The organism is Pseudomonas sp. NBRC 100443 (assembly GCF_030268185.1).
In the GTDB taxonomy this organism is placed as follows: domain Bacteria; phylum Pseudomonadota; class Gammaproteobacteria; order Pseudomonadales; family Pseudomonadaceae; genus Pseudomonas; species Pseudomonas citronellolis.
This window is the reverse complement of sequence record NZ_BSQE01000004.1, coordinates 170,991-195,715: the sequence shown is the minus strand read 5'-3', so window position 1 is coordinate 195,715 and position 24,725 is coordinate 170,991. Positions and strand designations below refer to the sequence as shown.

The following is a 24,725-nucleotide window of genomic DNA, read 5'->3' as shown; positions in this document are numbered from 1 at the left end:
TCCAACGGGATGCCCGCCCCTCCCGAACAACGACAATTCCAGGGAAGCCACCATGCAGAAATCCACTGAACTCCAGGGCAAGACAGCCATCGTCACCGGCGCGGTGCGCGGTATCGGCCTGGAGACCGTCAAGCACTTGGCCGCCGCAGGCGCCAACGTGGTGTTGGCCGCCAATGCCCGTACCTCGCTGGACGAAGCCCTCGCCCAGGCCCGCGAATGGGGCACCGTCGAAGGCTTCAATCTCGACATCTCCAACGAAGACAGCGTCAAGGCGCTCTATGCCTTCACCCTCGACAAGTTCGGCCGTGTCGACATTCTCGACAATAACGCCGCCCTGCAGGGACTGCCGCAAGACAGCGACCTGCTGTCGATGAGCCAAGACGTTTGGGATAGCGTGTTCGCCGTGAATGCGCGCGGCACTATGCTGATGTGCAAGCATGCGGTCAGCGCCATGCTCGAGACCGGCGGTGGCTCGATCATCAACATCAGTTCAGGAACCGCGACCGCAGGGCAGCTGTACCAGACCGCCTATGCCTGCTCCAAGGGCGCAATCCAGACCCTGACTCGCTACATCGCCACCCAGTATGGGGAGCAAGGCATCCGCTGCAATGCCATCGCAGTCGGCCTGGTGCAGACCGAGAAACTCGCCGAGGGCCTGCCCAAGCCATTCCAGGACATGATCGTCGAGAACAAGCTGATCCGCCGCCTGGGCACCGGCGCCGACATCGCCGAGATGGTGGTCTTCCTCGCCTCGGGACGCTCGTCCTGGATCACCGGACAGATCTATGCAGTAGATGGCGGCTTCTTCGCCCACTCCCCGCACCTGCAGGGCGAACGCCAGCTGATGGCGCAGATGCAGCACGGTTAAGCTGCATATGGGCCCCGCCAGCCTCTGCCTTGAGGCTGGCGGGGCATTCGATCAAAGCATCGACTCGACCTGGCCGCCGTCACAGAGGATGGTCTCGCCACTGGTGAACAGGCGATTGGAGCTGAGCAGCGCACAAAGCGCAGCCAGGTCCGACGGTTTCCCCAGCCGGCTCAGGGGAATACGCTGGTAGCACCAGCGCTCCACCATCTGCTCGTAGGTGATGCCGTTCTCGGTCGCCCGCAGTTGCATCCAGTCCTTGAACTGCTCGGTCTCCACCGATCCACAGCCGATGGTGTTCAGGGCGATACCGTAGGGGCCGAGGTCCGCAGCCAGCGTCTTGGTCAAGCCGACCGCCGCGATGCGGTGGGTGTTTGCCAGCACGTAGGAGAATCCCGCGCTGGAGCGCACCGGCTGCTTGGCGGTACCCGAACCGACTGTGACGATGCGCCCCCAACGTTTTTCCTTCATCGCCGGGGTGACTGCCCGCACCAGCGCGGCGAAGCAACTGACCACGATGTGATAGGCATAGTCGAAGTCAGCCTGAGTCAGGTCGTCGAAATGCCCGGGCTTCGGCGCCACCAGGTTGAAGATCGCGATATCCGGTGCGCCCAGCTCGCGGGTGGCCTGGTCGACGACGTGCTGGTAGTTCTCCAGCACCGTCAGATCGGCGGAAATGCCGATCGCCGTCCCTCCCTTGGCGCGAATCAGCTCCAGGGTTTCGTCGATCGCCTTCTGTTCCCGTGCGACGACGATGACCTTGCAGCCGTTATCGGCCATTTCCAGGCTGATGCTGCGGCCTATGCCCTTGCTGCCACCGGTGACCAGCGCCACCTTGCCTGCGATTTCCAGATCCATGCTGCCCTCTTCTTGTTCTTCGTTAACCATGAAAAAGGCCGGCGCTAGGCCGGCCTGGTTTACCCATCAGGCGAGACGTTCAAGCAGTTCCACTGTGGCCTCGGGCTCGCCGACCATCACCGCATGGTCGCCTTCCATCACGTGAATCGGCCAGTCCAGCTGGCGCGCCCGGGCGTGCTGGGAAACCATGATGGTCTGGGTACAGGCGATGTACTCCACCGGCAGGCTGACCGCTTCCGCCCCCACCGCTACCGGACTGACATTCGCGCGGGTCGGCATTTCCGAGAGGTGGTCGAGCATCCACTGCTGGCGTTCGGCGCTCATCAGGAACGGCTCGGTCTTGGCCATCTCGCGCTGCATCTCGGCCACCCCGGAATAGATCGAGGCTTCGCCGCGCTGCAAGGCTGCGACAGTAGCCTCACACTGTTCGCGCGTCATGAAGCCCATGGCCTCGGACACCGACTCGCCGGTACGGCACACCAACGCATCGAAGAACACCGCCTTGCGGATGCGCTGCGGCGCCGCCTTGAGCACGCCGGGAATGACCGAGCCGGAGTAGCTATGGCCGACCAGCACCGCGTCCTCGATGTCCTCGAAGAACAGCGTGTTGACCACGTCGGCGACATGGACGTCCTGGTTGACATCCTTGCTGTTGAGGTGGCGGCGCTCGGCGAAACCGGTGAAGGTCACGTTGGTGACCGAGTGGCCGCGCTGGCGCAGCAGATCGCGCACAGGGTTCCAGAACCAGGCGCCGGCGGCGCCACCGTGAAGCAGTACGAAAGTGGACATGACTTGACCTCGCAACGGTAAGGAACGCGGGATTCAACGGTTGGGGTTGTTGGTCGGCAGCGTTGCCTTGTCTATGGCACCGATCTGGATGAGCATGCCGAGCACGTCGGCGATGCTGAAGATGCTCAGGATCTTGCCGTCCTTGAAGGTGATGATCGAGAACCACTCAACGTTGATCTCTGCACCGCTGGGTGGCACGCCCATGTACGGGCCGCCGGTGTGCTTGCCGTAGTGATGGTTGTACGACCAGACCTTGTCGCCCTCGGCGACTATGTCCTTCACCGAGTAGCGGCACGGCGGAAAGGTCTTGTAGTTGGCCATCGGCGATTGCTTCCAGGCCTGGAAGCCACGGAGGTCCGGGCGCGACGGATTGATGTATTCGAAGTCGGGATGGAAGAAGGCATCCATGGCATCGAAATCGCCACGGTTGAGGGTTTCCTGCAGGTCGATCCAGGCTTGTTTGTTACGTTCTTGTTCTGACATCGGAGTCTCCTTGCAAGGCACGCGATGTGCCCTTGGTGGTTCAGACCAGCTCGAAGTTGGTCACGAAATCTTCCGGAACATCCGGCCCCCACAGGTACATGGCGTCCTCGACTGGCTGGTCGGTGCCCTGCCAGTCGAGATCCACCGGGATGTAATCCATGTCCGCGGAATACTCGGCATGGCTGCCCCACGGATCGCGCACGTAGTAGAAGTAGTTGGCGCCCAGCACATGCCGGCCAAGCCCCCAGGCACGGGTGTAACCACGTTCGCTCATCTGCTTGGAGCCCAGACCGATGTCCTGGACCGAGCCGACATCCCAGCTGCTGTGGTGCAGGCCAGGGCCGCCCGACTTCACCAGGGCCAGCAAGTGGTGCTCGCTGCCATGGGCGCCATGCAGGAAAGCAACGATGTCGGCCGAACGATCGGAGAGGCGCAACCCCAACACATCGGCATAGAAGTTCACCGAGCGCTCGACGTCATCGGTGAAGATGGCGATATGGGCGAGACGTCTGGGATGCACGGAAGGCGCCTGGCTGCGGCTCATGGTGCCGCGTTCGCCAGCGGCCGCGGAATGGGCGTCGAAGACCGACTTGGCAGTCGGCGCACAACGCTCGGCAGGACGAACCTCAAGCAGCAGGCCGGAAGGGTCGCGCAGCCAGAGCCCGCCCCCGTCACTGCCCGGTGGCGCCGGCAGAACAGCCACGCCCAAGTCCTGGAAACGCTTGCGGAATGCAGGCAAATCCTCCTCGTAGGCGCCAAAGGAAAGGTACTCGAGGCGCTTGCGTGGCCCCTCGCAAATTCTTCCCCAACGCTGAGGGTGGCCCTCGCAGTAGAGTTCGAGGTCGCCTCCAGCACGCCGAACGTCCAGACCGAAGGCCTGGTAGAAGTCTTCGGCCTCCGCCAGGGCCGGCACGGACAGGCAGAAATGGTCGATGGAATGGACCCCGAGATGACCAGGGCGCCGAAGGATCTGGGGGTAAGGCATATCGCTGCCCTCTTGTTATTGTTCTCGCGTTCGGGGTGGGCGGCGCGGGCCGCCCGCTTTCACTTCTCGTCAGCCACCGTGTTGCTGAGCACGCCCAGGCCTTCGATCTCGACCTCGCAGACATCGCCAGGCTTCATGTACACCGGCGGCGTGCGGGCATGCCCGATTCCCGATGGCGTGCCCATCAGCACCACATCGCCGACCTCGAGCGTCAGCGCTTCACTGAGCAGTTCGATGACGCGTGCCACATCGAAGATCAGGTCATCGGTCTTCGCCTCCTGCATGACCTGACCATTGAGGCGGGTCTGCAAACGCAGGCCGGAAGCACCCGCGGGAAGTTCATCCGGAGTCACCAGGTACGGGCCGAAGGCACCGGTGCCGTCGAAGTTCTTGCCGATGGTCCACTGCGGGGTTTTCAGCTGGTAATCACGTACCGAGACGTCGTTGAAGATGGAGTAGCCGGCGACATGCTCGAGCGCGGCTTCGCGGGAGATATGCCGGCCAGCCTTGCCGACCACGAAGACCAGCTCACCCTCGAAGTCGAACTTGTCGGATACCTTGGGGCGGATGACCGGTTGGCCATGACCGACCAGGCTCGAATTGAAGCGACCGAACAGCGTGGGGTAGTCCGGCACCGCGAACCCACCCTCCTTGGCGTGCGCCGCATAGTTCAGGCCCAGGCAGATGATCTTCGGCGCACGCGACACGGGCGGCAGCACCTTCACCGTTTCGATGTCCACGCGGCGCCCCGCCAGCAAGCGCTGCCCAGCCTGCTGCAGCACCTCACCACCGGCGGCGAGCAAGTCGTCGAGATCACCCGGCCAGGCCGGATCGTCGCTGGACAGCCCGAAGAAGTCTCCCTGTGGGTTGGCTACGGCCACCCCTTTGCGGCCATCGGCCTCGAATGCAAGAAAGCGCATGGTTGCTGGACTCACTTGTTGTTGTGTTGAGCCGATCTTTTCTTCAAAAGATTCTTTTGTCAATAAAAACTACTTTTTATGAAAGTCACCACAGAGACGAATCGAACCGCTCCGGTGGCCACTGCACGGGAGCGCGGCAGGCACGAACGCAATTGAACAATAAAAACATCTTTTGCTCAATCGGTTCACGATCGCTACGATCAAGATCATGGCCGGAACAGGCAGCCGAAAGGCCGCTATCGAGGCGGGAGGGAAGTGATGGGGGCAGGAAAAATCGGACGTGCGGAAGCCGGGTCCAAGGACCCGGCGATCGAGAGAAGCGGCGCCCTGCTCAGTCCATGCTGGCGGGTTGGGTCTTGCTGCTTTTGCGCCGGGAGCCGGTCTCAGCATTCAGTGGGGGGTGCTTGTCCAGCGCATCCAGCAGAATCTGGGAGGTGCGCTGCAGATGCTGCTTGATCAGCTCAATGGCCTGGTCGGCATCACGCGCCAGCGCGGCATCGAGAATCGCCCGATGTTCCTTGTCGGTATTGCGGCGAGTCTTGGCCAGCGGCAAAGACAGCAACCGATAACGCTCGGACTGCGCGTACAGCATGGCGCGGATGCGCAACAGCCAAGGGTTGTCGCAGGCCGCCACCAACGCCTCGTGGTAATGCCGATGGACCTCGGAGAAGGCTTCGGTGAGGCGGTCGGAATCAGCCTCTTCGCGCTCGGGGGTCCGCGACATCTGGTGGTACGCCGCAACCAGCGCCGACTCCCAGGCCACGTCGCCCAACTCTATGGAGCGGCGCAAGCACATCGCCTCGATATCGCTGCGTATTTCCGTCAGGTGCTTCAGGTCTTCCGACGAGATCGGGGCGACGCTGAAGCCTTTCTGCGGCTCGACTACCACGAAACCTTCGGAGCTCAGCCGCGACAGGGCCTCGCGCACAGCGCCCTTGCTCACCCCAAGGGGCTCGCACAGGTCGTTGATCTTCAACCGCATGCCAGGTTGCAAGCGGCAGGTAATCAGGTCCGAGCGCAAGCGCTCATAGACTTCCTGGGTCAAGCTTTGCTGCTCAATCGCCATCGACACCTCGACAACTACAATGGTTGCCCACAAAATAGAGACTATTTTAATTAAAAGATACTTTATTTGAAGGATTCGACGTTACTATCCTCGGGCGACCCACCTGCCAGTGGGTGACAACGACAATCACAAGAAGATAATCGCATGAAAAATCTCTTTTCGGTAAAGGGCAAGATCGCCCTGGTCAGCGGCGGTTCCGGCGGTATCGGGCGCATGATCGCCCAGGGGCTGGTGGAGAACGGTGCGCGGACCTACATCGTGTCCCGCGACGCGGCGCGCTGCCAGGCGGTCGCCAAGGAGCTGTCTCGGCTGGGCGAATGCTTCGCCCTGCCCTGTGACCTCTCGTCGCTACAGGGAATTGGCGAGCTGGCCCAGGCGCTGGGCCAGCGTGAGACGCGCCTGGACATCCTGGTCAACAATGCCGGCGCGTTGTCCGAAGCGCCGCTGGAAACCTTCAGCGAGGCAGACTGGGACTCAGTCCTCGACCTCAACCTGAAATCGCCGTTCTTCCTGGTCCAGAGGCTGCTGCCGCTGCTGCGCGAGGCAGCCACCGCGGAAGATCCGGCGCGCATAGTGAACATCGGTTCGATCGGCGGCCTGCGCATTTCCGGCCGCGAGAACTATGCCTATGTGGCGTCCAAGGCGGGCCTGCATCACCTGACCCGCGCCCTGGCCAAGCGTCTTGGCAGCGAGAACATCACCGTCAACGCCATCGCCCCCGGCCCTTTCCCGTCCAAACTCACCGAGAGCGCTCCGGCCGAAGCCCGTGCCGCGCTGTGCAAGCAGGTACCGCGAGGCCGCTTCGGCGATGAGCAGGATATCGCCGGTACGGTTATCTACCTCAGCTCGCGCGCCGGCGCCTATGTCACCGGCTCGTTGATCCCGGTGGATGGCGGCATCTACGGAACCCTGTAAACGCAAACGGGGCCGTCGACGGCCCCGTTTCCGCTACCGGAATCAACGCACTACAAGCGCTCGAAGATCGCCGCGATCCCCTGTCCACCACCGATGCACAGGGTCACCAGCGCGTAGCGCCCGCCGATGCGCCGCAACTCGTGAATCGCCTTGATGGCAATGATCGCGCCCGTGGCGCCGACCGGGTGCCCAAGGGAGATGCCCGATCCGTTCGGATTGACCCTGGCCGGGTCCAACTCCAGTTCCTGGATCACCGCGCAGGCCTGGGCGGCGAAGGCTTCGTTCGCCTCGATCACATCGAGGTCGCTGACACTCAGCCCCGTGCGCTGCAGCAGCAGGCGAGTCGCCGGAACAGGACCGATCCCCATGTAGGCCGGGTCCACCCCGGCGTGGGCATAGCCCACCAGGCGCGCCATCGGCGTCAGGCCCTCGCGCCCTGCATAGGCGGCCTCGGCCAGGACCAGAGCCGCCGCGCCATCGTTGATTCCCGAAGCATTGCCGGGCGTGATGCTGCCAGCGGGCTTGAACACCGCCTTCATCTTCGCCAGTTGCTCGGCAGTCACCTCGCCACGCACGTGCTCGTCGGTATCGAAAGACTGTGGCCCTTTGCGGGTCGCCAGTTCGACCGAGACGATCTGCTCCCTGAAACGCCCCTCGGCAATCGCCCGGGCGGCGCGCCGCTGGCTCTCCAGTGCCAGGGCATCCTGCACCTGCCGATCGATGGAATAGCGCTCGGCGACATTCTCCGCGGTGATGCCCATGTGGAAACCCTGCCAAGGGTCATGCAGCACGCCATTCATGTAGTCGACCATCGCCCCATCGCCCAGGCGCGCGCCCCAGCGGGCGCTCGGCAGGATGAAGGGGCCACGGCTCATCGACTCCGCGCCACCGGCGACCGCCACCTCGCAGTCTCCCAGCGCGATGCTCTGGGCCGCCGAGACGATCGCCTGCAGGCCCGAGCCGCACAGGCGATTCACATTGAACGCGGGAACCTCCTGGGGAATGCCCGCGTCCATCGCGGCAACGCGGCTCAGGTAGGAGTCGCGCGGCTCGGTAGGAATCACATTCCCCATCACCACGTGGCCCACGCGCTCGGCGGCTACCCCGGCACGCTGCAACGCCGCGCGTACGACGGTGGCGCCCAGCGTGGTCGGCGGCACGTCCTTGAGCGCTCCACCGAAGCTGCCGATGGCGGTCCGAGCGGTTCCGACGACAAGAATCTCCTTCACTGCCATCTCAGTGCTCCTTGCCATCGAGGCCCGGGCAACCCGAGTCCCACATGCGCGGCAGGCCGATGTCAGTAATCTGCACAAGTTGCTTGAGCAACATCTTCAGTGCCACCGCATCCCACTCGCCGAACCGGGTGAGGATGTCGGATTCGATGGCCTTGAGTCCCGCGATTATCTGCACCGTCAACTCCCGCCCCTTGTCGCTCAGATGCAGTGCCTCGCCGTCGGCGGTCACCAGCTCCAGCGTCTCCAGGCCACGCACGACCTCATCGGTGATGTGGTGCCCGGTGAGCGAGAACATCTGCTCGATATCCAACTGGCTGCGGCCATCACGGCCGATCAGGCTGACCATCACGAAGAACTCCGCCTCGGACAGCCCGTGGCGCAGGTGCTCCTGACGCGAGCGCGCATAGATCTGGTAGTGCGCCCGGGGCAGGAGGAAACCGAGGAAGTCGTCGCCGACCTCCACCCCCTGGCCGACACTGGATACCGGTGGCTGGCCGAACTTGCGCGCGGCCACTGCGTAACCGCCGGCATGGAACACCAGGGGCGGGACCTCGTTGCGATCGAAATCGAGCACCTCGCCGACGAAAATTATGTGATCGCCGCCCTCGTACTGGAACAGCGTCTTGCACTGCAGGCGCGACGAGCAGCCCAGGAGCAGCGGCAGGTCAGCGATACCCGCCTGCACCTCGACCCCGGCGAACTTGTCCTCGCTGCTCTTGGCGAAGCGATCGGACAACGGCTGCTGGTCCACCGAAAGAATGTGCACCGCCCAATGCTCGGCGCAGGTGAAGGCCTCCAGGCTGCGCGAGGTCTTGGCCAGGCTCCAGAGCACCATAGGCGGGTCCAGCGACACCGAATTGAAGCTGTTGGCGGTCAGGCCGATGGGCGTGCCATCGGCGGCCCGGGTGGTGATGATGGTCACCCCTGTGGTGAAGGTGCCCAGAGTCCTGCGGAACTCTTTCGGGTCGAAGCGGGCGTTATCCATACAAGCTCCCGTGAATCAGTCTTACCGCCGACAGGCGGCGTTCGTATGCCCTTAGCCAACCAGCTCCGGGCGGTTGCGGAACAGTTCCAGCGCCTGCGGGTTGGCCAACGCCTCAATATTCTTCACCGGCTCGCCATGCACCACGTTGCGCACCGCCAGCTCGACGATCTTGCCGCTCTTGGTTCGCGGAATATCGGCAACCTGCAGAACCCTGGCCGGCACATGGCGTGGCGTGGTGTTTTCGCGCACCGTCTGGCGGATGCGCTGCACCAGCGCCTCGTCCAGTTCGACACCGTCCTGCAGGCGCACGAACAGCACCACGCGCACATCGCTGGGCGCCTCCGGCGGCCACGCCTGGCCGATGACAATCGACTCCAGCACCTCCGGCAGCTTCTCGACCTGGCGGTAGATTTCCGCGGTGCCAATGCGCACGCCGCCAGGGTTCAGGGTCGCGTCGGAGCGCCCATAGACCACCCAGCCGCCGTGCTCGGTGATTTCGCAGAAATCGCCATGGCACCAGACCCCCGGGAATCGTTCGAAATAGGCGGCGCGGTACTTGCTGCCATCGGCGTCGTTCCAGAAACCGACCGGCATGCACGGGAAGCTCTTGACGCAGACCAGCTCGCCTTTTTGCTGGCGGACCGGCCGCCCCTCCTCGTCCCATACCTCGACGGCCATGCCCAGCCCGGCGGCCTGGATCTCGCCACGCCAGACCGGCAGGCTCGGCGCCGCGCCGACAAAGGCGCTGACGATGTCCGTGCCGCCGGAGATCGACGACAGCTGCAAATCGGAGCCGATCGACGCATAGACGTAGTCGAATCCTTCCGGCGACAACGGGCTGCCAGTCGAGAGCAGCACCCGCAGCGCCCCCAGGTCGTAGTCGCGCCCCGGGTGCAGCCCGGCTTTCGCCTGGGCGTCGATGAACTTGGCGGAGGTGCCGAAATGCGTGATGCGCTCGGCCTGGGCGTACTCCCAGAGCACCCTGCCGTCGGCGACGAAGGGGCTGCCATCGTAGAGCATCAGCGTGACATCGGAGGCCAAGGCGCTGACCAGGCAGTTCCACATGGTCCAGCCACAGGTGGTGAAGTAGAACAGCCGGTCGCCGGCATCGATGCCCCACTGCAGATAGTGTTCCTTGAGGTGCTGCAACAGGGTGCCGCCGACACCATGGACGATGCACTTGGGCACCCCGGTGGTTCCCGAGGAGTAGAGGATATACAGCGGATGATCGAAGGCCAGGCGCTGGAACTGCAGGGGGCCGGCGTCGGCGTGCTCGGCCAGGAAGTCGTCGAAGTCGCGTGCAGCGGGAATCCCCAATACCGCGGCATCGTGGGGCGTGCCCAGGTAGGGGACCAGCAATGTCAGCTCGACGCTTGGCAGACCGGCGACTATTTCACCGAGCTTGCCCAGGCAATCCACGGCCTTGCCGTTGTACCAGTACCCGTCGCAGACCAGCAGCACCCGTGGCTGGCACTGACCGAAACGGTCAAGCACACCCTGCGGGCCGAAGTCCGGAGAAGCCGAAGTGAAGATCGCTCCGAGGCTGGCCGCCGCAAGCATGGCGATAAGCGTTTCGGGCACGTTCGGCAGGTAGGCGGCGACACGGTCGCCAGGCTGGATGCCCAGCTTGCGCAGGCCACCGGCCAGTTGCTGTACGGCCAGGCGCAGTTGAGCGCGGCTCATGCGCCGCTTGACCTTGTCCTCGCCCCAGAACACCAGCGCCTCCGGGTTCTCCCCCTCGCGCAGCAGGTTCTCGGCGAAGTTCAGTCGCGCGTCGGGAAACCAGCGCGCGCCGGGCATCCGCTCAGCGTCGAGAAGAACGCGCTCGCCCCGCTCGCCGATTACCCCGCAGAAATTCCAGAGTTCGCTCCAGAAGGTCTCGGCCTGTTCAACCGACCACCGCTGCAAGGCATGGAAATCGCCACCACGGGGCGCTCCCAGGGCCTCGGCGCGAGCGCTGAAAGCGGCCAGTCGGCTGCGTGCCAGGCGCTCCTCGGAAGGTGCCCACAGCGGGCCATCGGTGAACTGCTTGCTGGGTCGTTGCATCAGGCTACTCCGTGATGATCGCGTCCGGCCGAAGGGGCCAGCCAGGGACGCGCTGGCATAAGTCAGCGGGCGGTCGATGGCGACGTCTTCGGCAACACACCGGCACAAAGGCATTGGAAGCCGATGCGGATACACCTGGGGAGTAACACTGCCGGCTGGCTCACTGTCTTTCCCATACGCACCAACGCTGTCGCCGTCGTTGCATGGGGTCAGCTTGGCGGCGCGCCAGCCGGCCGGCACCTATCGGAAAAGATAGCCAGTGCGCGGGTCCGGCTCGCTCGAGCCAAGGGCAGCGAGATTAATTTGACAGCTGTCAAATTTAGACCTAGTTTCGGCCAAAACAACAAAAGCCCGAAGGGCATCCGAGAGGTCGACATGAGCATTACGTCTCCCCTCGCTGGGACGACCGCCAACTGGTGGGCACTGGCGCTGAGTGAGGAAGTGAGCGGGAAAAAGCCCCTGGCGGTACGCTGCGGCCAGCATGAAATAGTCCTGTTCCGCGACGCCGCGGGCCAGGTACGCGCCCTCGAGGATCGCTGCCCGCATCGACGCGCCCCGCTTTCGCTGGGGCGCATCCGCGCCGAGGGCACGCTGCAGTGCGGCTATCACGGCTGGACCTTCGACGGCTCCAGCGGCCAGTGCGTGCAGATCCCCAACCTATCCGCCGATGAGCGCGTGCCGCCCAAGCACAAAGTCGAGCCTTATCCGGTCTGCGAGCGTGACGGACTGGTGTACGTCTGGGTCGCGGGGAACGGTCAGGCGCCGAGCGCCGAGCCCGCCGCCCTGCCCTTCGGTGCCAGCGACGACGCCCATGGCAGCCTCAGCCTCAGCCTGAACCACGAACAGTTCGCCGCCGCCCTGCTCGACGGCCCGGAGGTCATCCTGCGTCTGACCGGCATGCGCATCACCGATCACCTGCTTGGCGATCCCAAGTGGCGCAACGGCTGCTGGGTCAGCGAGCGCGGCATGATGTGGGCCGGCCCCACCCTGCCGGCGCGCTTCGTCCGCGACTACCCGCTGATCCTCAAGGTATCGGTGACACCGGCCAACGGTCTGTGCCAGGTCGAAGTGCTGAATCAGGACGAGGAACTCCTGGCCTCCGCGATACTCGCCAGCGCCCCGGGTGCGCGAGGCACCACGGCGCTGCGCTGGCGCAGCCGGAGACATGCCGCCGCAGGCTGGCGGGTTCGGCTGGCTCGTGTCCTGGAACGCTTCCACTACGGACCGATCGAGCCGCTGCCCCATGTCGATGGCAGCGCCCTGGGCCAGTTGCTGGAAGGTCCTTCCCGCGTCCTGCGTGCCCCTCAACTGATCGTCAGCAGCGCCGAACAACTGGCCAGCTGAGCCACCTACCTGGCCGAGGAGGTCAGTCGATGAACGCAATTCTCGAGTCGAGCAGCGACGAAGGCAGGATTCTCCTGCGTGATTGGCAGCCGGGCGAATACGCCCTGCGTGATGCCTGGTTCCCGGTGGCCCTGAGCCGCCATGTGACGGACAAGCCGATCCGTCGCTTCGTCCACTCCCAGCCCTATTACCTATGGCGCCCGCGAGGACAGCTGGAAGTGCTGGAGTTCCACCCACGCGACTTCCAGCGCCTTGCTGGCCAAGCCGGCGAATTCACCGCTGGCAGCGGCCGCTATCCAGCACTGGAACGCTACGGCTACGTCTGGGCCTGGTATGGCAACCCAGCCAACGCCGACGAGTCGTTGGTGCCCCATGTGCCGTTCCTGCCGCGCGACGGAGGCCTGCCCAGCTGGTTCAGCGGCACGGTCCGCTTTGACTGCTGCTCGGACCTGTCCCTGGAGAACCTGATTGACCTCACCCACGCCGACTTCCTCCACGCCAACGTCGTCGGCAACGAGGTATCGGAAAGTGATGAAGTCACGGTGGAATCCACCTCCGAGACCGTGACCATGATCCGCACCGTGAAAAACAAGAGCGCCGCCCCCGTGATGCGCCTGTTCGGTGGCATCCGCGAGAAGGTCCAGGATGTACGCGCAGTGATCCACGTACACCTACGCAGCCGCGTGGCGCTGGCCTACGGTCGCTACCGTCCGGGCTTCGATGTCCCGCTGTTCCATCCCTGCGTACCGGTGGCGAAGAACCGCTGCCGCCTGGACTTCAGCTTCAACCTGGTGGAGGCGCCCTGGTTCTTCCGCCAGGTCATGCCGCAGTCGTCCTACATCGTCTCCGGGCAGGACAACCTCATGACCCGCCCGCAAAATCCGCGCTACGCCGAGGCGACCGAACGCCGCGACCTGCACTCGCGCTTCGACGGCCCCGGCATGCGTTACCGCTTCCTGATGCAGCAGTTGGCCAAGCGTCAGGCAGCCGGAGACTACAGCTACCTGCCCGACGGCGACCCCGGCCGCGACGTCAGCGAACTGCTCGGCATGCGCTGAGTCATCCCTCAACCCGGCCTGCCGCAAGGTGGGCCACCCTTGCCGAAGTAGTCAGAACATGCCGACCATCACCTACATCGAACACGACGGCACCCCCCACCAGGTCGAGGTCGCCAGCGGCGACAGCCTGATGCAAGGCGCCGTCAATCATGCGGTACCGGGAATCGACGCCGACTGCGGAGGCGCCTGTGCCTGCGCCACCTGCCACGTCTACGTCGAGGAAAGCTGGCTGGAGCGCCTCGCAGCCCCCGATGCCATGGAACGCGCCATGCTCGAATGCGCCCAGGAAGTCCGCGGCAACTCGCGGCTGGCCTGCCAGATCGCCATCAGAGACGAACTGGACGGCCTACAGGTGCGTATGCCGAAGTTCCAGGGCATGTAACGCCCATCTCAGCTGTGCTGGGTCACCGCCGTCAGCATAACCTCAGCGAATATCTCGCCCTGACGGCGGACTTCCTCAAGGCTGAGCTTCTCCGGGAAGCCCAGTTTGCGGATCAACGGATAGAGCACGAAATAGCTGCCGATGCCATGCACCATCAACACCATGAAGGTCGCGGTGGACATCGGCATGCGCCCATGGGTGCATGCCAGGCGCTCGAGCAGGGCCGCTAACTGGCGACTGAACGGCGCGACGAAGGCCTGGTAGAGATGTTCCAGACGCCATGAGTCGCGACGCCCTTCATGATGGATCAAACCGACCACCGCCGGGTTCGCCGCCGCCGACTCGGTGAAGCTCACAACTAACGCGCGCAACCTCGCCTCGTCGCTCGGATAGTCGTCGATAAATACCTGGAACGCCTCCTGACTGTGCTGCGTCAAGCAGTAGTCGACGGCGCGTAACCAGAGCGCATCCTTGGAGCCGAAGCGCGAGTGGATGAGGTTGTGACTGACTCCCAGGCGCCGGCACAGATCGCGCAGCGCGGTACTCTCGAAACCGAGTTCGGCGAAGGTCTCGAAGGCAAGTTGCAACAGGACTTCGTCGGGCGCCACGGGAGATGCATCGCGGGACGGGCGACCAGGCTTGCGGGTGGATGGCTTGCTCTGCGGCTGATTATTGTTGTCGTCTTGTTCGGCAGATTTGCGCGGCATTCCTACCCCTCCATTGCGGTCAGCCATTCTAGAACCGAATGGAAGGCACGTCGCCCTATCGTGCAAGTCGATACTTCAAGTCCATCAACTTACCTACTGGAGCCCAGGCAACTCTTCGAGCAGCGCCAACGCACGGCTTTCCGCCTGTTCAGCGTCGTAGGCGACCCCCTCGACGTTGATCACATGTCCAACTACCAATCCCATGTAACCCAGCAATACAGTGATCAATGGCTGCTGGAAATCATTGGCCTGATAGCGCTCGTGAGAGTAGTCAGCACCGCGAGCCTGTACCAAGTAGACTTGCTTGCGCCTGATCAAGCCGAAGGGTTTACCACCATCCTCGTAGAGAAAGGTCACACCGTGGCGAAGGACATGGTCGAACCAAGCCTTGAGCGTGCTACTCATGCTGAAGTTGATCATCGCCGAGGCGACGATCAGTACATCATGCTGGCGCAGCTCGGCTATCAATTGATCGGAGACTGCCACAGCGGCCTGCTGTGCAGCCGTACGTTGCTCTCGCGGCAGAACCCGGCCAGAAACGTAATCCTCGCCGATATGCGGCAGAGGGTCACCTGCCAGGTCACGTACCGTCAGCCGGCTACCCGGCTGACTGGCCAACAGGCGCTCTGCCAGGGCTCGCGCGACTCGCGTGGAGTGCGAGGCAGAACCGCGCGGGCTGGACAGCAACAGCAGTATGTCGGTCATTACGGGGCTCCCAGCAGGCGAGACGACGGCGTCAGTTGAGGTTGGACAGCGGCGATACGCCCCAGCGCGCACGCGAGAAGCTCTGCGCCGGCTCGTCCCAGGTCAGGTTGGCCTGCAGGCCAGCCATGTTGATATCGCGGGCGAGCCGGCCCAGTTGTTGGCTGTCGAACATCGCACTGGCGTCGCCGGAGGTGATCAAGCGGTTACTCGCCTGCAGGCTCAGGCGGGTGGCGTACGCCACGTCACGGCGAACTCGTGCGCGCTCGGCATCGCTCGGCACATGTCCAGCCCGCCCCCATTCGGCCAGGGTCACGCAATTGTTGCGGATGAACATCATCGCAGCATCAATCTCGGCCGCCGACTCGGCGAAGCGCAGCTGGGTGCCGGCGCCCTCCGACGCGGGCTTGAAGGTGTGCAGGTCGAAACGTTTGGTCACTCGCTCCTCGAACAGGTCGAGGATGCCGCGGCCCATGCCGATGGTCGCCGCCAGCAGGAGTTGATTGACCACCAAGTTGAACGGAACCTGGTAGTACGGGTTTCCCGTGTAGATCTTCGATCCGGGCGTGCTTCCCATGCGCAGGTCCGCCAGCGACACACAGCGGTGCGGCGGGATCCATGCGTCCTTGACCACCACCGACTTACTGCCGGTACCCCGCAGGCCGGAAACGTGCCAGTCATCCAGCACCTCGAAGTCCGACCTGGGTATCAGGCCCATGCCGTGCTGGGTGGTGAAGAAGATCCACTGCGCGTAGTCGCAGCCGCTGGAGAAGCGCATCTGGCTGTCGCGCACGCGGAAGCCGCCACGCTCCGGCTCGATGTTCACCCGCGCCTGAGCCGACGCGGTGGACGACATGGTGTCCGGGTCCTGCGCCCAGTACTCCTGCTGCGCCTCCTCGGAGAAGTAGCCGACCATGAACTGGTGCCCCGGCCACTGACCGGCCATCCAGGCCGACGAGCCACAGCCCCGGCCGATTTCCATGCCCACTTCGGCGATGGTGTCGATGCCGTGGCCCCACCCCTGGAACTGGCTGGGCTGGGCGATGCGCAGCAGGCCAGCGTCACGGAAGTCGTCGAAGGTTTCCTGCGGTATCCGGCGCAGTTGCTCGCAGTGCTGGCTGCGCTCACGCAGGGTCGGCACCAGCGCACGGGCGCGGGCTACCAATTCGGCGGGCTGCGGGACGGTATCGAGCGCAGGGGTCTGTGCGTTGGCATTCATGGTCGATGGCTCCACTTGTTTTTGTCGTTCAGGGACCCGCCGGGAAAAGCCGGCTTGACTGGCGCGGGTCCGAAGTTGTCTGGCCGATGCGGATCGAGATTAAGAGTCGGCGATGGCGCGCAGCACCTATCGAAAAAGAAAGGCCGCCTCTTCCCGACGGCGGCCCCAAGAGCGCCGTCCTATGGCGCGCCGAACAAAACGTATAAAGGCTTGAAGGATCGCGTGAACAGGCCGCTGAAGCGCGGTGCTGGCGCCCCCGGTTCCAGGCGCAGGTCAGGCAGGCGGTCGATCACCTGTTCGAGGGCCACGCGGAGCTCGGCACGCGCCAGCGACAGACCGGCGCAAGTCCGCGGACCGGCATTGAAGGCCAGGTGGTCGCGCGGCTTTTCGCGCGCCAGGTCGATCCGCGCCGGGCAGCCGTAGTGCTCCGGATCCCGATTGGCGGCGGCATTGAGGGTGAATACAACCTGGTCCTTGCGCACCTGCACACCACCGACCTCGATGTCCTGGTTGGCCACCCGGTAGCGGTATTGCACCGAACCCCAAACCCGCAGCACCTCCTCGATGAATACCGGCAGGCGCTGGCGGTCGCTGCGCAGCGCAGCGGCCAGCTCCGGCTCGGTGAGGAGCACATGCAGGGCGTTGGAAAGTGCATGGACGGTGGTATCGCTCCCCCCCAGGTAAAGCTCGCGACAGGTGGCCAGCATGTCCTCCTCGCTGACATCGTCGAGAACCCCCGGCGCCTCGGCCCACAGGCGAGTCATCAGGTCGGCGGCGGGCTTCTCCCGCCGCGCGCGGATGTACGGAAGCAAGATGTCGTTGAGTGCATGGGAGGCGGCCAGGGCCTTGTGCGTTGCGTCCTCGCCCAGGAAGTGGCGGCCACCGGCCCAGACCATGATGTCGTCATGCAATTCCAGCACCCGGGCGACAAAGGCATCATCGCGGGCGTCCATGCCGAACAGCGACATGAACACCCGGCACGGCAGTTGGTCGGCGAACTCGGCGACCAGTTCCGCACGGCCCCGCGCGACGAATCGCTCGATGAGAAAGTCGGTGATCGGCCGCACATGGTGTTCGACGTACATCTCGACGTTCTTCGGGGTGAACAGCTGGATCACATAGCGCCGCATGCGCTCGTGTTCGGCGCCCTGTAGGACGACGATATTGCGCCGCCCCCCCTTGACTTCGACCATGGTCGCGTCGGCGTCCGCGTAAGGATGGCGGAACAACTGCTCATTCACCAGGACGTACTTGCAGGCCTCGTAGCTCAGGGCTACCCAGCCCTTCATGCCCTCGTCCCAGACCACCTCGCCCTGGCTGCGCAGGGCATCGAAGTAAGGATGTGGATCGCTGTCCCGGGTGGACAGAACCGATGCGTGGGGGCAGGTTCCGCTCATTACTGTTCCCTCCCTCAGGCCAGCGCGCCGGCGGCACGCGCGCGCGCCACCAACTGCGGATCCAGGCGCCATTCGCCGATCACTTCATCACGGCTGCTGCCGACCGCCACCGGCGCCTTCGGCGCTGCCGCCACGCTGCGGCTGAAGCGCGGCGCCGGGGCGTTCTGCAGAATGCCACCGACCTCGACGAACGCCTCGCGAGCCCGGTTGTGCGGGTGCGACGGCGCCTCCTCCAGGCTGAGCACCGGCGTCACACAGGCATCCAGGCCCTCGAACAGCGCCGCCCATTCGTCTCGCGGGCGGGTCTTGAACAAGCCCTCCAGCTCGCGCTTTAGTTCCGGCCAGAGCTGCTCGATCTGCTCCTTGCCATAGGCCGGATAGCCGGCCGGCAGGAAGCGCTCGGCATCCAGCTCCAGACGTTCGATGAAGGCGCGGTAGAAAGCCGGCTCGATGGGAGCCACCGAGAGGAACTTGCCGTCGGCACAGGCATAGACGTCGTAGTAATGCGCACCGCCACCGAGGAAGTTGGCTCCCGGCGCGTCGATGAACTGGCCTTCGGCGCGGTAGCCGAAGAACATCGCCATGAACGACAGCGCGCCATCGAGCATGGCCGCGTCGACCACTTGGCCCTTGCCCGAACGAGTCATTTCCAGCAACGCGCAGACCAACCCGTAGGCCATGAGCAGGCCGCCACCGCCGAAATCGCCGATGACGTTCAACGGCACCACCGGTTTGCCTCCGGTCGGGCCGATCTGGTTGAGCAGGCCGGTCAGGCCGATGTAGTTGAGGTCATGCCCGGCGCTCTGGGCCAGCGGGCCCTGCTGGCCCCAGCCGGTCATGCGCCCGTAGACTAGGCGCGGGTTGCGCGCCCTGCAGGCTTCCGGGCCGATGCCCAGCCGCTCGGCGACGCCTGGGCGGAAGGCTTCGATGAGTGCATCGGCCTTTTCGCACAGCGCCAGCACCGTCTCCACCCCCTCGGGCTTCTTCAGGTCGACCACGATCGAACGCCGGTTGCGCAGCAGAGGTGAATTCGCCGGCGTGTCGGCATTGCCGCCGGCACGGTCGACCCGCACGACCTCCGCGCCGAGGTCGGCGAGCATCATGGCGGCATAGGGCGCAGCCCCCAGGCCGGCGATCTCGATGATACGAAAACCCTTCAGTGGACCCATCGCTGACTTACCTCCGTGGCAGGATCACTGGGCACGCGTGGCGGCCTCGCCAGCAGCAGGGCGAAGGCCGAGATCACGAGCAGTGCGGTGATGGCGAGAAAAGCCGGGGTGTAGCTTCCATAATGGTCGAACGACAACCCGGCGAGGAAAGGCGAGAGCGCAGCCAGCGGCGTCATCAGCGCCATCTGCAGGCCCATGAGCCCGGCGAAGGCGCGGGCGCCGTAGTAGTTGGCCAGCAACGCCGCCCAGCAGACGATGCTGGCGCCGCCGCCGAGACCGACGACGAAGGTCGCCAGGTAGGCCACTGCCATCCCGCGCGCATCCAGGAACAGCAGCACGCCCGCCGCACACATCAGCAAGGCCACGCTCCACACCGCTCGCGGCTCGAAACGGTCGCAGGCATACCCGGCGCCCAGCTTGCCGACGACGCCGGCCAGGGACATGCAACCCAGCGCCATGGCCGCCTGGGCCCCCGGGTGACCGAGCCCCTGCAGATGCGGCAGCAAGTGCGCGAGCAAGGTGAAGGCCACGACATTGAAGGCGATCGCCGAGATCACGCTGAGCCACATGGCCGGCGTAGCCAGGGCCATGCGCAGCGACCAGTCATGCTCACTTCGGTGCACGCCGCGCACCTTGACCAATGGGGCGCCGCCGGGCTGCCGATGTTCCCGGGCCGCGGGCTCGCGCACCCACAGCAGGGCAATGACAGCTGCGAACAGTGCAGCGGCCGCAACGGCGTACCAGCCGATACGCCAGTCGCCGCCGGCGACCATCATCGCCGCCAGCAGCGGCGCGGCGACGAAGCCGCCGACCGAACTCGCGGTCATCACCATCGCCATAGCCAGTCCGCGCCCCTGTTCGAACCATTGCGCCGTGCAGCTCTGCAGCGGAATGCCGCCCGCCAGCGCGCAGGCGCTGCCCAGCAGTACACCGAACAGCAACAGGTAGTGCCACGGCTGGTTACCAACGAGCGCCAGCAGCGCCGCCGCGGCCGCCATGCCGCAGGCACCGAGCAACAGGGTGGCCAGTATCCCGCAGCGCCTCGACAGCCAGGCCACCAGCGGCGCGGTACCGCCCTGGGTCAGTACGAACAGCGTGAAGCCAAGGCCCAGGGTGCTGCGATCCAGGCCCCATTCGGCGGCCATCGCGGTGTTGATTACCGAGGCGCCATAGTTCGGAACCCCCTGGGTGATGAAGGCCACCGCCCAAAGCGCCGTGAGTACCGTCCAGGGCGAAGGTTTCATCGCCCGGGCTCCGACAGCCCCGGGCGGACGAACAGCCCCTTAGCCGGATGCGCCGAGAGAAACTGCACCAGGTCGCGCGCCAGCTCGTCGGCGGCTTCCAGCGGCGGGATATGACCGACATCCGGCAGCAGCCGCAGACTCGCCGACGGCATCGCGGCCAGCAATGCCCGGGCACTGGCTACCGGGAGAATCCGGTCGCGTTCGCCCCAGAGAATGCGCAACGGCACCTCACACCCCCGTAGCGACTCGCTCAGCGGCACCGAGCCCCAGAAGTCAGCCTGGATCTCACGCAGCACGCGCAACGGCCGCTCGCGCTCGACTATCATCTGTACCAGGCACGCGGGCACCCTTGGCGGTCGGACCATCGCGAGCGCCATGGTCGCGCGGAAGCTTTCCAGGCTGTCGACGATCAGCGGATTTCGTCCTTCGCTGGCAGCCCGCTGCTGCACCAACACGGGTACGCCCGCTTCGGCGCCGGCGGGCGCCACCAGATAGGCGCTGGCCAGATCCTCGGCGAAGCTCGCGGCATAGTTGCCCGCCACGTACCCGCCCATGGAATGCCCGACCAGATGCAGCGGCCCCGCTCCCAGCGCCCGGACGAAATCTCGCAGGCGTTGGGTCTGGGCGGGGATCGAATAGTCGGCGTCGGCCGCCGGCGGACTCATGCCGAAGCCGGGCAGGTCCGGCAGCAGCAGACGATAGCCCTGGCCGCGCAGGCGCGTGGCGAGCTTCAGCCAGCTCTCCTTGTTCGCCGCGTAGCCATGGACCAGCAGCACGGCCTCGCCATCGCCGCCACTGTCGAGGTAACACCAGGCCTGGCCGTCGACTTCCAGCCAGGCGCGGCGCAGTCCGGCACGCCAGATGGCCACGGCGACGCCGGCATCGAGCAGCCACGCCGGCGCGCAGCGCAAGGCTGCGGTCCACCCCAGCAACCCCAGCGGCGCCGCCGCCAGGCAGGCGATGGCAACCCAGGACGGCCAGGGCAAGGCGATCATCGCAGTTTGCGCTCGTCGAGCCCGAGACCGCGACCGATGATCTCTTTCATGATCTCGCTGGTACCGGCAAAGATCCGGGTGATCCGTGCATCGGTGTACATCCGCGAGATGCGGTACTCCTCCATGTAACCAGCGCCGCCATGCAGCTGCACGCACTGGTCGAGCACCCGCCCTTCGAGCTCGGTGGACAGCAGCTTGGCTTCGGCGGCGAGCTCGGCGGTGAGGCGGCCGGCGTTGTACTCGAGCACGCACTGGTCGACGAAGGTCTGCACGGCATCGAGCTGCGCGCGCAGTTCGGCCAGCACGAACCGGCTGTTCTGGAAGGCGCCGATGGGGCGGCCGAAGGCGTTGCGCTGCAGCACGTACTCGTGGGTCAGGTCGAATGCGGTCTGCGCCGAGGCCATGGCACCGACGGAGCAGATCAGCCGTTCGCCGCCGAGGAACTTGCCGAGGTAGGCGAAGCCCTTGGTCGGGTCCCCCAGCACATTGGCCTTGGGAACCCTGACGTTGTCGAAGAACAGCTCCGAAGTGTCCTGGGCGTGCAGGCCCATCTTGTGCAGGCGCTGACCACGGGCGAAGCCCGGCATGCCCTCCTCCACCAGGAACAGTCCGATGCCGTGGCGCTGGTCCGGCACGGTACGGGCGGCCACCACGAACAGATTGCCGATCTGGCCATTGGAGATGTAGGTCTTGGCACCGTTGAGCAGCCAGTAGTCGCCCTTGTCCTCGGCGCGCGAGCGGATCCCGGCCAGGTCGCTGCCGGCGCCCGGCTCGGTCATCGCCACACCGAGAACGGTCTCGCCGCTGATGCAGCCCGGCAGGTAGCGCGCTTTCTGCTCATCACTGCCCAGTTCGCCGATGTAGGGCGCCACCAGGCCGGAATGCAGATTGATGTAGAAGCCGATCTCGCCGTGGCGGATGTTCTCTTCATAGACGATCTGCTCGTAGCGGAAATCGCGGATGCCGGCACCGCCGTACTGCTCGTCGGCCCACATCAGCAGATAGCCCAGCTCGCCCGCCTTGGTATAGGCCCAGCGGTCGACATAGCCCTGCGCGCGCCACTTGGCCGCATGCGGGGCGATTTCCTTCTGGAAGAAACGCCGCACGCTGTCGCGGAACTGCTCGTGCTCGGACTCGAAGATCAGCCGGCGCATTGGTACATACCCCCTTGCCAGGTCATGCTCATCAGGCCACAGCTCCCTGCACATAGAAGGGTTCGCCACGCAGCGCGCGGTCACGCAGCCAGGCCGAGGGTTTGAAGCGGGAGCCGTGCAGCTTGGCCAGGCGCTCGCAGTCGGCGACGAAGGCTTGAACCCCAACCGTGTCGATCAGCGACAAGGTGCCGCCAGTCCAGCTCGGGAAGCCCCAGCCCAGGAGCGCACCGAGGTCGCCGTCGGCCGGATGGGTCAGCACGCCCTCTTCCATGCAACGCGCGGTTTCCAGCGCCTGGATGTAAAGGATGCGCTTGCGCAGCTCGCCAACCTCGGGTTGCTCCGGCGCCAGCGGGAAGGCTTCGGCTAAGCCCGCCCACAGGCGCCGGCCCCCTTCGGCCGGATAGTCGTAGAAACCACCGCCGGCACGCCGGCCGATGCGCTTGAATTCTTCAACCATGCGCTGCATGACGGTGTACGAGCAGGGCCGTACGTAGGCATCGCCCAGCGCCTCGATGGACTGCTGCACGATCTTCCACGGCAGTTCCACTGTCACCTCGTCGAGCAACGCCAGAGGGCCGACGGGCATGCCGGCGAGCTTCGCAGCGTTCTCGATTAGCGCCGGCGCGACCCCCTCCTCGAGCATCCGCATGCCTTCATGGATGAAGGTCTGGAACACCCGGCTGGTGTAGAAGCCACGACTGTCGTTGACCACAATGGGAGTCATGCGCAGTTGCGCGATCAGGTCCAGCGAACGCGCCAGGGTTTCCTGGCTGGTCTGCTTGCCGACGATCACTTCCACCAGCGGCATCTTGTCCACCGGCGAGAAGAAATGCAGACCGATGAAGTAGGCAGGCCGACGGGAGGCCTCGGCCAGCCCGGAAATCGGCAGGGTCGAGGTGTTGCTGGCGAAGACCGCCCCGCTGCCCAGCATCGCTTCGGCCTTGGCAATCACCGCTGCCTTTACGGCCTGGTCCTCGAACACCGCCTCGATCACCAGTTCGCAACCCTCCAGGTCGGAATAGTCGGTGGTGGGGCGGATACGTCCGAGAATGGCGGCAGCCTGGTCCGGCTTGCGGGAGCCCCGTTCGACGGCCTTGTCCAGCAGCTTGCGGGAGTAATCCCTGCCCTTCTCCGCCTGCTCCTGGGTAGTGTCCAGAAGGATCACGTCCAACCCGGCCTGCGCAGCGACATAGGCAATGCCTGCGCCCATCATACCGGCGCCCAGCACACCAAGCCGGTTCACCTTGCTCTGGGGAACGGCCTGCGGGCGTCGTACCAGGCGATCGGCCTGGCCCTTGCTGACAAAGGTGGTGCGGATGATGTTGCGCGCCACCGGATCGGTGAGCAGCCGGGCAAAATACTTGGACTCGAGGTTCAGGGCCTTGTCGAAAGGCATCAGCATGCCCTCGAACACCGAGTCGAGGATGGCTATCGGCGCCGGGTAGTTGTGCCAGGTCTTAGCCGCGATGCGTCCGACCTGCATCGTATAGGCTGCGGCTTGCGCCGAATTCAGCAGGCCCAGGCCCTCGGCCGGGCGATAGCCCTTCTTGTCCCAGGCACGCTGCGCATCCGGCGTGCCCAGCAACCAGGCACGGGCGGCGCCCAGCAGCTCTTGGGCAGGGAGCACAGCGTCAACCATGCCCAGTTTGAGCGCTTCGGCCGGGCCAACGGTCTTGCCTTCAAGCAGCAACGGCAGTGCCTTCTGGATGCCAATCATGCGCGGTAGGCGCTGGGTGCCACCGGAGCCGGCGAGCAGGCCGACAGTGACCTCGGGCAGGCCCACGAGCGCCTTGGGATTGTCCACCAGAATGCGGTGATGGCAGGCCAGGGCCAGCTCGAACCCGCCGCCCAGGGCCAGGCCGCTCAGCACGGCAACGAAGGGTTTGCCACAGGTTTCCATACGCCGATGCAGATCCCGCGAGGCACGCTGGCTGAAGACGTAGGCATCCTGCAGCGACATCTCCGCATCGAAGCGGCCCATCAGGTATTTCAGGTCGGCACCGGCCATGAAGGCGGGCTTCGCGGAAATAATCATTGCGCCTTTGATCGCATCGTCGCTTGCAATCCGCTCGACGGTGGCAATCATCTCTTCGAGCCATTCGGGCGAGACCACATTCATCGGCCGCAACGGATCGTCGAGGATGATCAGCGCTAGGCCGTCCTTATCGACTTCCAGTCTCAGGGTGTTGGTGTTCGGGCTACTCATG

Annotated in this window: 23 protein-coding genes; 5 read left to right on the top strand and 18 right to left on the bottom strand. The window is 65.0% G+C overall.

Features of this window, described 5'->3' with window-relative positions; genetic code table 11:
- Positions 1–52 precede the first annotated feature (52 nt).
- Positions 53–868: an SDR family NAD(P)-dependent oxidoreductase gene (locus QSJ95_RS07140; protein ID WP_285641138.1), complete on the top strand. Its 816-nt coding sequence runs from the start codon at positions 53–55 to the stop codon at positions 866–868.
- A gap of 51 nt (positions 869–919) precedes the next feature.
- Here the strand turns inward: QSJ95_RS07140 and QSJ95_RS07135 are convergent, their stop codons facing one another.
- From QSJ95_RS07135 to QSJ95_RS07110, 6 genes are all read right to left on the bottom strand, one after another.
- Positions 920–1,723: an SDR family NAD(P)-dependent oxidoreductase gene (locus tag QSJ95_RS07135; protein WP_285641136.1), complete on the bottom strand. Its 804-nt coding sequence runs from the start codon at positions 1,721–1,723 to the stop codon at positions 920–922.
- Between the two features lie 66 nt (positions 1,724–1,789).
- Positions 1,790–2,512: an alpha/beta fold hydrolase gene (locus tag QSJ95_RS07130; protein ID WP_285641134.1), complete on the bottom strand. Its 723-nt coding sequence runs from the start codon at positions 2,510–2,512 to the stop codon at positions 1,790–1,792.
- Between the two features lie 33 nt (positions 2,513–2,545).
- Positions 2,546–2,995: an ester cyclase gene (locus QSJ95_RS07125; RefSeq protein WP_285641133.1), complete on the bottom strand. Its 450-nt coding sequence runs from the start codon at positions 2,993–2,995 to the stop codon at positions 2,546–2,548.
- Positions 2,996–3,035: 40 nt separating this feature from the next.
- Positions 3,036–3,980: a VOC family protein gene (locus tag QSJ95_RS07120; protein WP_285641131.1), complete on the bottom strand. Its 945-nt coding sequence runs from the start codon at positions 3,978–3,980 to the stop codon at positions 3,036–3,038.
- A 59-nt stretch (positions 3,981–4,039) separates the two neighbouring features.
- Entirely contained in the window at positions 4,040–4,963 is a 924-nt protein-coding gene (locus QSJ95_RS07115) for a fumarylacetoacetate hydrolase family protein (RefSeq protein WP_352230811.1), read from the bottom strand.
- Between the two features lie 268 nt (positions 4,964–5,231).
- The gene (locus tag QSJ95_RS07110; RefSeq protein WP_285641129.1) at positions 5,232–5,966 is read right to left on the bottom strand and encodes a GntR family transcriptional regulator; all 735 of its coding nucleotides are present in this window, start codon (positions 5,964–5,966) and stop codon (positions 5,232–5,234) included.
- Between the two features lie 144 nt (positions 5,967–6,110).
- Here QSJ95_RS07110 and QSJ95_RS07105 point away from each other — a divergent pair, with 144 nt between their 5' ends.
- The gene (locus QSJ95_RS07105; protein WP_285641127.1) at positions 6,111–6,881 is read left to right on the top strand and encodes an SDR family oxidoreductase; all 771 of its coding nucleotides are present in this window, start codon (positions 6,111–6,113) and stop codon (positions 6,879–6,881) included.
- Between the two features lie 50 nt (positions 6,882–6,931).
- Here QSJ95_RS07105 and QSJ95_RS07100 read toward each other — a convergent pair whose 3' ends face one another.
- From QSJ95_RS07100 to QSJ95_RS07090, 3 genes are read right to left on the bottom strand one after another with little or no spacing between them, the layout of a single operon-like run.
- A complete protein-coding gene (locus QSJ95_RS07100) occupies positions 6,932–8,116 on the bottom strand; it encodes an acetyl-CoA C-acyltransferase family protein (RefSeq protein ID WP_285641125.1) in 1,185 nt (394 codons plus the stop codon).
- Between the two features lies 1 nt (position 8,117).
- Positions 8,118–9,101: a flavin reductase gene (locus QSJ95_RS07095; RefSeq protein ID WP_285641123.1), complete on the bottom strand. Its 984-nt coding sequence runs from the start codon at positions 9,099–9,101 to the stop codon at positions 8,118–8,120.
- A gap of 51 nt (positions 9,102–9,152) precedes the next feature.
- Positions 9,153–11,147: an acetoacetate--CoA ligase gene (locus tag QSJ95_RS07090; RefSeq protein ID WP_285641121.1), complete on the bottom strand. Its 1,995-nt coding sequence runs from the start codon at positions 11,145–11,147 to the stop codon at positions 9,153–9,155.
- 375 nt (positions 11,148–11,522) lie between these two features.
- Between QSJ95_RS07090 and QSJ95_RS07085 the strand changes: the two genes are divergently transcribed.
- The 3 genes from QSJ95_RS07085 to QSJ95_RS07075 are packed head-to-tail and all read left to right on the top strand — an operon-like array spanning position 11,523 to position 13,931.
- Positions 11,523–12,491, top strand: coding sequence for a Rieske 2Fe-2S domain-containing protein (locus QSJ95_RS07085; RefSeq protein ID WP_285641119.1), 969 nt, complete (start codon positions 11,523–11,525; stop codon positions 12,489–12,491).
- A gap of 29 nt (positions 12,492–12,520) precedes the next feature.
- Positions 12,521–13,549 carry an aromatic ring-hydroxylating oxygenase subunit alpha gene (locus QSJ95_RS07080; RefSeq protein WP_285641118.1) on the top strand — a complete coding sequence of 343 codons (1,029 nt, stop codon included), beginning with the start codon at positions 12,521–12,523 and terminating at the stop codon, positions 13,547–13,549.
- A gap of 58 nt (positions 13,550–13,607) precedes the next feature.
- Positions 13,608–13,931 carry a 2Fe-2S iron-sulfur cluster-binding protein gene (locus QSJ95_RS07075; RefSeq protein WP_285641116.1) on the top strand — a complete coding sequence of 108 codons (324 nt, stop codon included), beginning with the start codon at positions 13,608–13,610 and terminating at the stop codon, positions 13,929–13,931.
- Between the two features lie 8 nt (positions 13,932–13,939).
- On the opposite strand, the gene QSJ95_RS07070 is transcribed toward QSJ95_RS07075, so the two are convergent.
- The 9 genes from QSJ95_RS07070 to QSJ95_RS07030 all read right to left on the bottom strand — a co-directional run bounded on the left by QSJ95_RS07070 (position 13,940) and on the right by QSJ95_RS07030 (position 24,724).
- The gene (locus QSJ95_RS07070) at positions 13,940–14,638 is read right to left on the bottom strand and encodes a TetR/AcrR family transcriptional regulator (protein WP_285641114.1); all 699 of its coding nucleotides are present in this window, start codon (positions 14,636–14,638) and stop codon (positions 13,940–13,942) included.
- 93 nt (positions 14,639–14,731) lie between these two features.
- Positions 14,732–15,343, bottom strand: coding sequence for an FMN-dependent NADH-azoreductase (locus QSJ95_RS07065; protein ID WP_285641112.1), 612 nt, complete (start codon positions 15,341–15,343; stop codon positions 14,732–14,734).
- 31 nt (positions 15,344–15,374) lie between these two features.
- Positions 15,375–16,559, bottom strand: a complete 1,185-nt coding sequence (locus QSJ95_RS07060) for an acyl-CoA dehydrogenase family protein (protein WP_285641110.1) — start codon at positions 16,557–16,559, stop codon at positions 15,375–15,377.
- A 179-nt stretch (positions 16,560–16,738) separates the two neighbouring features.
- Positions 16,739–17,956: a cytochrome P450 gene (locus QSJ95_RS07055; RefSeq protein ID WP_285641108.1), complete on the bottom strand. Its 1,218-nt coding sequence runs from the start codon at positions 17,954–17,956 to the stop codon at positions 16,739–16,741.
- A 14-nt stretch (positions 17,957–17,970) separates the two neighbouring features.
- On the bottom strand, positions 17,971–19,125 hold the full coding sequence (locus tag QSJ95_RS07050) for a CaiB/BaiF CoA transferase family protein (RefSeq protein WP_285641106.1): 1,155 nt from the start codon (positions 19,123–19,125) through the stop codon (positions 17,971–17,973).
- A complete protein-coding gene (locus QSJ95_RS07045) occupies positions 19,113–20,369 on the bottom strand; it encodes an MFS transporter (protein ID WP_285641104.1) in 1,257 nt (418 codons plus the stop codon). The genes QSJ95_RS07050 and QSJ95_RS07045 overlap by 13 nt, the downstream gene beginning before the upstream one ends.
- Complete coding sequence (locus tag QSJ95_RS07040) at positions 20,366–21,364, bottom strand: alpha/beta fold hydrolase (protein ID WP_285641102.1); 999 nt, start codon at positions 21,362–21,364, stop codon at positions 20,366–20,368. The genes QSJ95_RS07045 and QSJ95_RS07040 overlap by 4 nt, the downstream gene beginning before the upstream one ends.
- Entirely contained in the window at positions 21,361–22,518 is a 1,158-nt protein-coding gene (locus QSJ95_RS07035) for an acyl-CoA dehydrogenase family protein (protein WP_285641100.1), read from the bottom strand. The genes QSJ95_RS07040 and QSJ95_RS07035 overlap by 4 nt, the downstream gene beginning before the upstream one ends.
- Before the next feature lie 31 nt (positions 22,519–22,549).
- Positions 22,550–24,724, bottom strand: coding sequence for a 3-hydroxyacyl-CoA dehydrogenase NAD-binding domain-containing protein (locus QSJ95_RS07030; RefSeq protein WP_285641098.1), 2,175 nt, complete (start codon positions 24,722–24,724; stop codon positions 22,550–22,552).
- Position 24,725: the final 1 nt, after the last annotated feature.

Coding starts and splice junctions, on each gene's coding strand:
- QSJ95_RS07140 (WP_285641138.1), top strand. CDS start 53: ATGCAGAAATCCACTGAACTCCAGGGCAAGACAGCCATCGTCACCGGC.
- QSJ95_RS07135 (WP_285641136.1), bottom strand. CDS start 1,723: ATGGATCTGGAAATCGCAGGCAAGGTGGCGCTGGTCACCGGTGGCAGC.
- QSJ95_RS07130 (WP_285641134.1), bottom strand. CDS start 2,512: ATGTCCACTTTCGTACTGCTTCACGGTGGCGCCGCCGGCGCCTGGTTC.
- QSJ95_RS07125 (WP_285641133.1), bottom strand. CDS start 2,995: ATGTCAGAACAAGAACGTAACAAACAAGCCTGGATCGACCTGCAGGAA.
- QSJ95_RS07120 (WP_285641131.1), bottom strand. CDS start 3,980: ATGCCTTACCCCCAGATCCTTCGGCGCCCTGGTCATCTCGGGGTCCAT.
- QSJ95_RS07110 (WP_285641129.1), bottom strand. CDS start 5,966: ATGGCGATTGAGCAGCAAAGCTTGACCCAGGAAGTCTATGAGCGCTTG.
- QSJ95_RS07105 (WP_285641127.1), top strand. CDS start 6,111: ATGAAAAATCTCTTTTCGGTAAAGGGCAAGATCGCCCTGGTCAGCGGC.
- QSJ95_RS07100 (WP_285641125.1), bottom strand. CDS start 8,116: ATGGCAGTGAAGGAGATTCTTGTCGTCGGAACCGCTCGGACCGCCATC.
- QSJ95_RS07095 (WP_285641123.1), bottom strand. CDS start 9,101: ATGGATAACGCCCGCTTCGACCCGAAAGAGTTCCGCAGGACTCTGGGC.
- QSJ95_RS07090 (WP_285641121.1), bottom strand. CDS start 11,147: ATGCAACGACCCAGCAAGCAGTTCACCGATGGCCCGCTGTGGGCACCT.
- QSJ95_RS07085 (WP_285641119.1), top strand. CDS start 11,523: ATGAGCATTACGTCTCCCCTCGCTGGGACGACCGCCAACTGGTGGGCA.
- QSJ95_RS07080 (WP_285641118.1), top strand. CDS start 12,521: ATGAACGCAATTCTCGAGTCGAGCAGCGACGAAGGCAGGATTCTCCTG.
- QSJ95_RS07075 (WP_285641116.1), top strand. CDS start 13,608: ATGCCGACCATCACCTACATCGAACACGACGGCACCCCCCACCAGGTC.
- QSJ95_RS07070 (WP_285641114.1), bottom strand. CDS start 14,638: ATGCCGCGCAAATCTGCCGAACAAGACGACAACAATAATCAGCCGCAG.
- QSJ95_RS07065 (WP_285641112.1), bottom strand. CDS start 15,343: ATGACCGACATACTGCTGTTGCTGTCCAGCCCGCGCGGTTCTGCCTCG.
- QSJ95_RS07060 (WP_285641110.1), bottom strand. CDS start 16,559: ATGAATGCCAACGCACAGACCCCTGCGCTCGATACCGTCCCGCAGCCC.
- QSJ95_RS07055 (WP_285641108.1), bottom strand. CDS start 17,956: ATGAGCGGAACCTGCCCCCACGCATCGGTTCTGTCCACCCGGGACAGC.
- QSJ95_RS07050 (WP_285641106.1), bottom strand. CDS start 19,125: ATGGGTCCACTGAAGGGTTTTCGTATCATCGAGATCGCCGGCCTGGGG.
- QSJ95_RS07045 (WP_285641104.1), bottom strand. CDS start 20,369: ATGAAACCTTCGCCCTGGACGGTACTCACGGCGCTTTGGGCGGTGGCC.
- QSJ95_RS07040 (WP_285641102.1), bottom strand. CDS start 21,364: ATGATCGCCTTGCCCTGGCCGTCCTGGGTTGCCATCGCCTGCCTGGCG.
- QSJ95_RS07035 (WP_285641100.1), bottom strand. CDS start 22,518: ATGCGCCGGCTGATCTTCGAGTCCGAGCACGAGCAGTTCCGCGACAGC.
- QSJ95_RS07030 (WP_285641098.1), bottom strand. CDS start 24,724: ATGAGTAGCCCGAACACCAACACCCTGAGACTGGAAGTCGATAAGGAC.